The following is a 7360-nucleotide window of genomic DNA, read 5'->3' as shown; positions in this document are numbered from 1 at the left end:
AAATCAAGCATAATTTGCTGTCTAATTATTTAATACAGCAACTCAAACGCCCAAGTATTCCTATGTGCTTGGTTTAATTGAAATTGTCCCGTGGCGCGGCTCCCTCCGCTCCCTATTTGTGCCAGTTGCGTAAGTCCTGTAATGGAACTTTTTTTGTTCCAGAAAGAGCGCGTTGGAATTATCTTAAAGATGAATTACATAGTGATGTTGGTAATGGCTTAAATAAAGCTTTGGGAGCGTTGGAAAATGAAAACGCAATTTTAGAAGGCGTTGTTAGCCACATCGATTTTAATAAGACGGTAGGTAAAAGCAAAGTTCCTGACCTAAAATTGCGAGATTTAATTAGGCACTTTAGTAAATATCGTCTCCGCAACGAGGATTTTGAGTTTCCTGATTTACTGGGTGCAGCTTATGAATATTTAATTAAACATTTTGCTGATTCCGCAGGTAAAAAAGCCGGCGAATTTTATACACCTCGTGATGTGGCGAGGTTAATGGTGCGATTGCTCAAACCACAGCAGGGAATGCGGATTTATGACCCCTGTTTAGGTTCAGGAGGTATGCTGATTCTCTCTAAGGAATATGTAGAACAACATCAAGGAAATGCCAAAAATCTCAGCTTCTATGGGCAAGAAGCTAATGGTGGAGTTTGCGCAATTTGCAAAATGAATATGATTTTGCATGGCATTGTTACCGATGAAAAAGCCATTCAAAATGATGATACTATTGCTAACCCACTGCACATAGAAGGTGGGGAATTAATGCGTTTTGATCGAGTAATTAGTAATCCGCCATTTAGTCAAAATTATTCTATCAATGGGTTGAAATTTAACGAGCATTTCCGTTTTGGGCTTTGTCCTGAAAATGGCAAAAAAGCAGATTTGATGTTTGTACAGCACATGATTTCTGTGCTAAGACCCCAAGGAATGATGGCGACGGTAATGCCTCACGGGGTTTTGTTTCGAGGTGGAATAGAAAAGCAGATTAGACAGGGATTTATTGAAGATGATTTGTTAGAAGCAGTGATTGGTTTACCGCCAAATTTGTTTTATGGAACTGGTATTCCTGCTTGTATTTTGGTTAGATATTGCTAAGGATGATTTAGAAAATCAATTAAATCGTTATGTTAATGCTCATCGTCAGCAGGTGATTTCTAGCCTTGAGAATTGGTGGGATAAGTATCGGGTGACTTTGCGAGATATTGAAGCAAAAAGGGATGATGCAGCGAAGCGATTGGATGGTTTTTTGAGGGGGTTGGAGTATGAATAGCACTATAGTAGATTTCAAACATTTACAAGGAAGCATTTCTCAAGATTGGGAAATTGTAAACGTTGAATCTTTCTGCTCGTCTATCGCTGATGGAACACATGATAGCCCTAAGCCTGCGGAGCAAGGATACCCACTCATAACATCTAAAAATTTAAAAGACGGAAAAATTAATTGGGAAGATGTGTACCTGATCTCTGAGGCTGACTATCGTGCTGTAGTACAACGTAGTTGGGTAGAAGAAGGCGATATACTTTTTGGGATGATAGGAACAATAGGTAATCCCGTCATTTTAACAAAAAAAGAAGCTGGTATTGCTACTAAAAACGTGGGGATATTTCGTTTTGGGGGTGATTTAATTAAGTCTCGCTGGCTTTTCCTAATGCTTGAATCCCCTTTTATCTTAAAACAGATAAAAAGATCGCTAGACGGTAGCACGCAGAAATTTGTTTCTCTTAGAACGCTACGATCATTACTTGTTCGAGTGCCACAAAATTGCACTGAGATGGAAAGAGTAGCTGAAATACTCGACACCATAGATGAAGCGATCGCACACACATCATCTATTATCGCAAAACTCAAGCAAATCAAGTCTGGACTGCTTCACGACTTGCTGACTCGCGGACTTGATGAAAATGGAGAATTGCGGGATGCGATACCTTCGGTCAGCGCAGCTATCGCACATCCTGAACAGTTTAAAGATTCACCACTGGGAAGCATTCCAAAAGATTGGGAAGTTTTCGAGTTATCTGAAGTAGTTCCTCGTGCGGAATACGGTATTTCTGTATCGCTAGAGGATGAGGTTGGTATTCCTGTTCTCAGAATGAATAATTTAAAGAATGGAGAAATTGATTTAACGGACTTAAAAAAATCAGGGAGTAGACAAGCTGCAAATTTATTACTTCAAGGTTCTGATGTACTTTTTAATAGAACTAACAGTATTGAACACGTTGGACGCACTGCTATCTGGCGGGGTCAAATATCACCAGCCTCTTTTGCTTCATATCTTGTTCGTTTAGTACCGGATACATCTAGGTTAATCCATGAATATCTAAATATTTGGCTGAACTTACCAGCTACCCAGCTATTGATAAGACGCTATGCGACACCAGGGGTACATCAAGTAAATATAAATCCTACAAACCTTCGCAAAGTATTAATTGCTTTGCCTAAAGAAGTTTCAGAACAAAAGCAAATTGTAGAGAAAATTACCGTAAATGATACCCGTATCCGCAGAGAAGAAGCCTACCTCGAAAAACTCAAACTCCAGAAAAAAGGACTAATGCACGACTTATTAACTGGAAAAGTCCGAGTTAATCAGGTTAAAAATAATATAGCCATACCTACAACAGCATAATCTAATGCCCATCTCTATCTACCACATCACCCACATCAACAACTTACCCTCTATTCTCAAATCAGGTGAGTTGATGGCACACAGTAGGCTAAGGCAAGAAACAATTCAATATCAAGATATTGCTCATGGACACATCCAAGATAGACGATCAATGACTCTTGTTCCTTGTGGTGCTGGTGGAACTTTACATAATTATGTACCATTCTATTTTGCCCCACGTTCTCCCATGCTCTACGCCATTCATAAAAATAATGTAGGTCAATATAGGGATGGACAAACACCAATTCTACATTTAGTTTCTAGTGCAGAAGCTGTTGCTGCGAAATTATCTTTTGTGTTTACAGATGGACACGCAATTATACAGAATACAGGTTTTTTTGCTGATCTTGAAGATTTGTATACAGATGGCGTAATTGACTGGAAAATTATGAGAACTAGATCCTGGCGTGACACAGCAGAAGACGGAGACAGAAAACGCCGACGACAAGCCGAGTTTTTGGTACATCAATTTTTACCCTGGGAACTTATTGAAGAAATTGGTGTCATTAACACCACAATTCAAACCCAAGTTAAACAAATATTACAAACATTTAACTTTCATACCCCAGTTAGGGTTAACTGTAAATGGTACTATTGAAAATTTTGAGATAAACTTATAACCATACTACATATACAACCAGTTAAGGGAGATGATGGAATTTAAGCAAGGCAACCTACTAGAAGAAAAAGCCGAAGCCCTAGTTAACACCGTGAACAATGTCGGTGTCATGGGTAAAGGTATTGCCCTGCAATTTAAACAAGCCTATCCTGAAAACTTCCGCCAATACGAAAAAGCCTGTCGTGCCGGAGAAGTGCAACCAGGACAGATGTTTACCATCTCAACAGGTAGCCTATTTAATCCCAAATATATCATTAACTTCCCCACTAAACGCCACTGGAAAAGCAAATCTAAAATAGAAGACATTAAAAATGGATTGGTGGCTTTAGTCGCAGAGGTACAAAAATTAGGAATTACCTCAATTGCCATTCCCCCGTTAGGCTGTGGCAACGGTGGCTTAAATTGGCGAGAAGTTAAGCCTCTAATAGAATCAACCTTTGCCCAACTGCCAGATGTGCAAGTAATTATATTTGAGCCATCAGGCGCACCAGCAGTCGAAAAAATACAAGTGTCCACCAAAAAGCCTAACATGACCCGTGGACGTGCCTTAATCATTCGCCTACTGGAAGCTTATAGTATTCCTGGCTATGAGCTAACCAAGCTAGAAATCCAGAAACTGGCTTATTTTCTCCAAGAAGCAGGGGAATTACTCAAGTTACCCTATCAAAAGAGTTTATATGGACCTTACGCAGATAACCTGAACCAAGTTCTAAAACATATAGAAGGGGATTATATTCGTGGTTATGGTGATGGGACTGGGAGAGCCAGTATTTCTGTATTACCACAAGGTAGAGAAGCAGCAGAGACTTTTTTAGCAACTGAATTAGAAGCCCAAGAGCGTTTAGAGCAAGTTAGCAACCTGATTTATGGGTTTGAAACACCATACGGTATGGAATTATTAGCCACAGTTCACTGGGTGGCTACCAAAGACCCCAACCCAGCGAAAAATAGTGAAGAAGCGATAAGTCTGGTACATGAATGGAGTGAACGAAAACGCAGGCTATTTAAACCAGAACATATCCGCAAAGCTTGGCAGCGTTTAGAAGAACAAAACTGGCTAACAATAAATTCAACTCATATGATAGAATAAAATATACCTCGGATTCACCTCTCATGTTCAACGAGTACAGCCAGGTTGAACTCCCTCTAATTAACCAACTTCAACTCATGGGTTGGCAACATATCGAGGGTGACATTGATGTTCCTTACCTAACTGACAGACAAAACTTCCGGGAAGTCCTGCTGATGGAAAGACTACACAAAGCCATCGGCAGAATTAACCTTGATGACAACGGACAACCTTGGCTAGATGATAGTCGCATCAATACCGCCATTGGTGTTTTAGAAAGGTTGGGAACTGCCAAACTCATGGAAGCGAATCAAATAGCCACTGATTTGCTACTTCAAGGAACTGTAACAGAAGGTGATCCACAATGGGATGGAGGCAGAGATCAGACAGTTCGCTTCATTGATTTTGACCATCCTGAACGCAACGATTTTCTAATTATTAATCAATTCCGCGTTGATATTCCTGGTGGTAAAAATTATATAATTCCTGATATTGTTTTATTTGTCAATGGCATTCCCCTAGTAGTAATAGAATGTAAAAGTCCTTCTAGCACCGAACCAATGGCAGAAGGAATTAACCAGTTACGGCGTTATTCAAATCAACGAGAAGAAATCGCAGATGATGAAGGTGTAGAAAAACTATTTCATTACAATCAATTTTTGATTTCTACCTTTTTCCATGTAGCCAGAGTAGGCACAATTGGCGCATCATATCAACATTATCTAGAATGGAAAGATACCAGTCCCGTCTCAATGGCTGAAGTAGCAGCAGAATTAGGAGAAACAAAACTCAGCAGTCAGCAAATTTTAGTAGCGGGAATGCTGCGTCCAGCCCTCTTACTGGACATAGTTCGCAATTTCACCCTATTTCAGCAATCAGGTGGCAAGAATCTCAAAATAGTGGCTCGTTATCAGCAGTTTAGAGCCGTACAGGAGTCAATTCGCCGCTTGCAAAATGGTCAAACTCGTTGCCAACATGGTGAAAGTGACCAACGCGGGGGTATTATTTGGCATACTCAAGGATCTGGTAAAAGTTTAACAATGGTTTTCTTGGTGCGAAAGCTGAGAACTTTACCAAAATTACGGCGCTTTAAAGTTGTTGTGGTGACAGATAGAGTAGATTTACAAAAACAACTTAGTAACACTGCCAGTCTCACTAATGAAACAGTCCTGAAAGCAACAAATACCGAAGAACTCAAAACACTGTTGCGTCAATCTAGTCCAGATTTAATCTTTGCTACAATTCAGAAATATCAACAGCGAGATGAGGATATTACAACGGAAACCGAGCAGTTTCCTATTTTGAACGATTCTGAAGATATCCTAGTTTTAGTAGATGAAGCCCACCGCACCCAAGCTAGTCAATTACACGCTAACTTGATGGCAGCGTTACGCAATTGTGCCAGGATTGGTTTTACAGGGACTCCAATTGTGACAGGAAAACGCAAGCGCACCTACGAAATTTTTGGGGAGTTTATTGATCGCTACACCATTCAACAATCAGAAGCAGATGGGGCAACTGTACCAATTCTCTATGAAGGACGCACTGCTGAGGCTGAGGTAGCAGATGGGCGATCGCTAGATCAACTTTTCGAGGATATGTTTCGCGATCGCACCCCTGAAGAATTAGCCGCAATTCGCGTTAAATACGCCACAGAAGGCAATGTCTTGGAAGCTCCAAAACTCATAGCAGCCAAAGCTGAGGATATGCTGCGCCATTATGTAGAAAAAGTTCTACCCAATGGCTTTAAAGCCCAAGTTGTGGCTAGTAGTCGCCTCGCAGCAGTCCGCTATCAACAGGCTTTTGTTGCTGCTCATGAAAAATTAGTAACTCAGTTGGAAAGTTTTGACCCTTCTCAACCATCTTTAAATCTCGAAACTGAGTTTTTAACCCGGATTTATCCGCAATTAGAGCAAATCAAACGTTTAGAGTTTGCAAGTGTAATTTCCAGCGGAAACAATGACGATCCAGCTTGGAAGCAGTGGAGTGATAAATCCAAAGTAGAAAACTACATCAACCGATTTAAAAAACCACTGGTGCATCCTGACCTCAACAAACAAGATGGTTTGGCTTTCATCATCGTCAAGAGTATGTTGCTGACTGGTTTTGATGCCCCAATTGAGCAAGTATTGTATCTAGATCGCTCAATGCAAGGACATGAACTACTGCAAGCGATCGCTCGTGTAAACCGCACCTATACCCGTAAATCCTGCGGCTTTGTTGTAGACTACTACGGTGTAGCCCGACATCTCAAACAAGCCTTGGCAGTTTATAGTGCTGAAGATATCCAAGGGGCTTTAATTAGCTTAAAGGATGAGTTACCCAAATTGAGCGATCGCTATCAGCGTGTACTTGCTGTTTTCCAAGGACGGGGTATTCCAGACATTACCGATGTTAATAGTTGCATTGACTTACTACGAGATATAAAAATCCGGGCTGAATTTGTAGTCAAGTTGAAGCAATTTATAGAAAGCCTAGATATTGTCATGCCCCGACCAGAAGCATTACCTTACATAAAAGATGCCAAAATTCTCGGTTACATCAATAAAGCTGCCGCTAACCTCTACCGTGATTTTCAACTCAATCTCTACGACGCAGGAAATAAAGTACGGCAACTGATAGACGAATACATCATAGCCAGTGGTATAGATCCTCAAGTCCCGCCCATCTCGATTATGGATGCTGATTTTGAGCATGCTGTTAACTCTCGTACTTCAGATCGTGCCAAAGCATCGGAGATGGAACACGCTGCTCGTTACCATATCAGTAAAAAGTTTCAGGAAGACCCATCTTATTACAAAAAATTAAGCGAACGCCTAGAAGAGATTCTAGAAAAGTTTCAGGATAAATGGGCAGAATTAGTAGAAGCTAGGACTTACGCATTGACAGAATAACAAAATAGTGCATTGATAAATAAGGGTCGTCTAGTAATGGGTATGGGAGAATGAGAGAAATTACTAAACCCTCGACAGCACAATGCAATCTAGACATCTACACCTTATTTTTGCTG

6 protein-coding genes are annotated in these 7360 nt (G+C 40.6%); all 6 read left to right on the top strand.

From position 1 onward, the window contains the following. Positions 1-83 precede the first annotated feature (83 nt). The 6 genes from NWP21_RS15365 to NWP21_RS15340 are packed head-to-tail and all read left to right on the top strand — an operon-like array spanning position 84 to position 7244. Positions 84-1094 carry a class I SAM-dependent DNA methyltransferase gene (locus tag NWP21_RS15365; RefSeq protein WP_280793341.1) on the top strand — a complete coding sequence of 337 codons (1011 nt, stop codon included), beginning with the start codon at positions 84-86 and terminating at the stop codon, positions 1092-1094. Continuing rightward, a complete protein-coding gene (locus tag NWP21_RS15360; protein WP_280793340.1) occupies positions 1051-1269 on the top strand; it encodes a hypothetical protein in 219 nt (72 codons plus the stop codon). The genes NWP21_RS15365 and NWP21_RS15360 overlap by 44 nt, the downstream gene beginning before the upstream one ends. Beyond that, entirely contained in the window at positions 1262-2623 is a 1362-nt protein-coding gene (locus NWP21_RS15355; RefSeq protein ID WP_280793339.1) for a restriction endonuclease subunit S, read from the top strand. Before NWP21_RS15360 ends, NWP21_RS15355 begins: the two co-directional genes overlap by 8 nt. Positions 2624-2627: 4 nt before the next feature. Then, positions 2628-3260, top strand: coding sequence for a DUF4433 domain-containing protein (locus tag NWP21_RS15350; RefSeq protein ID WP_280793338.1), 633 nt, complete (start codon positions 2628-2630; stop codon positions 3258-3260). A 52-nt stretch (positions 3261-3312) separates the two neighbouring features. Beyond that, on the top strand, positions 3313-4371 hold the full coding sequence (locus NWP21_RS15345; protein WP_280793337.1) for a macro domain-containing protein: 1059 nt from the start codon (positions 3313-3315) through the stop codon (positions 4369-4371). Between the two features lie 23 nt (positions 4372-4394). Then, positions 4395-7244 carry a type I restriction endonuclease subunit R gene (locus NWP21_RS15340; protein ID WP_280793336.1) on the top strand — a complete coding sequence of 950 codons (2850 nt, stop codon included), beginning with the start codon at positions 4395-4397 and terminating at the stop codon, positions 7242-7244. Positions 7245-7360 lie beyond the last annotated feature (116 nt).

Source organism: Anabaenopsis sp. FSS-46 (genome assembly GCF_029891665.1).
Taxonomy (GTDB): Bacteria; Cyanobacteriota; Cyanobacteriia; order Cyanobacteriales; family Nostocaceae; genus Anabaenopsis; species Anabaenopsis arnoldii.
Note: the sequence above shows the minus strand (reverse complement) of the source record. Positions and strands in the feature narration are given on the sequence as shown.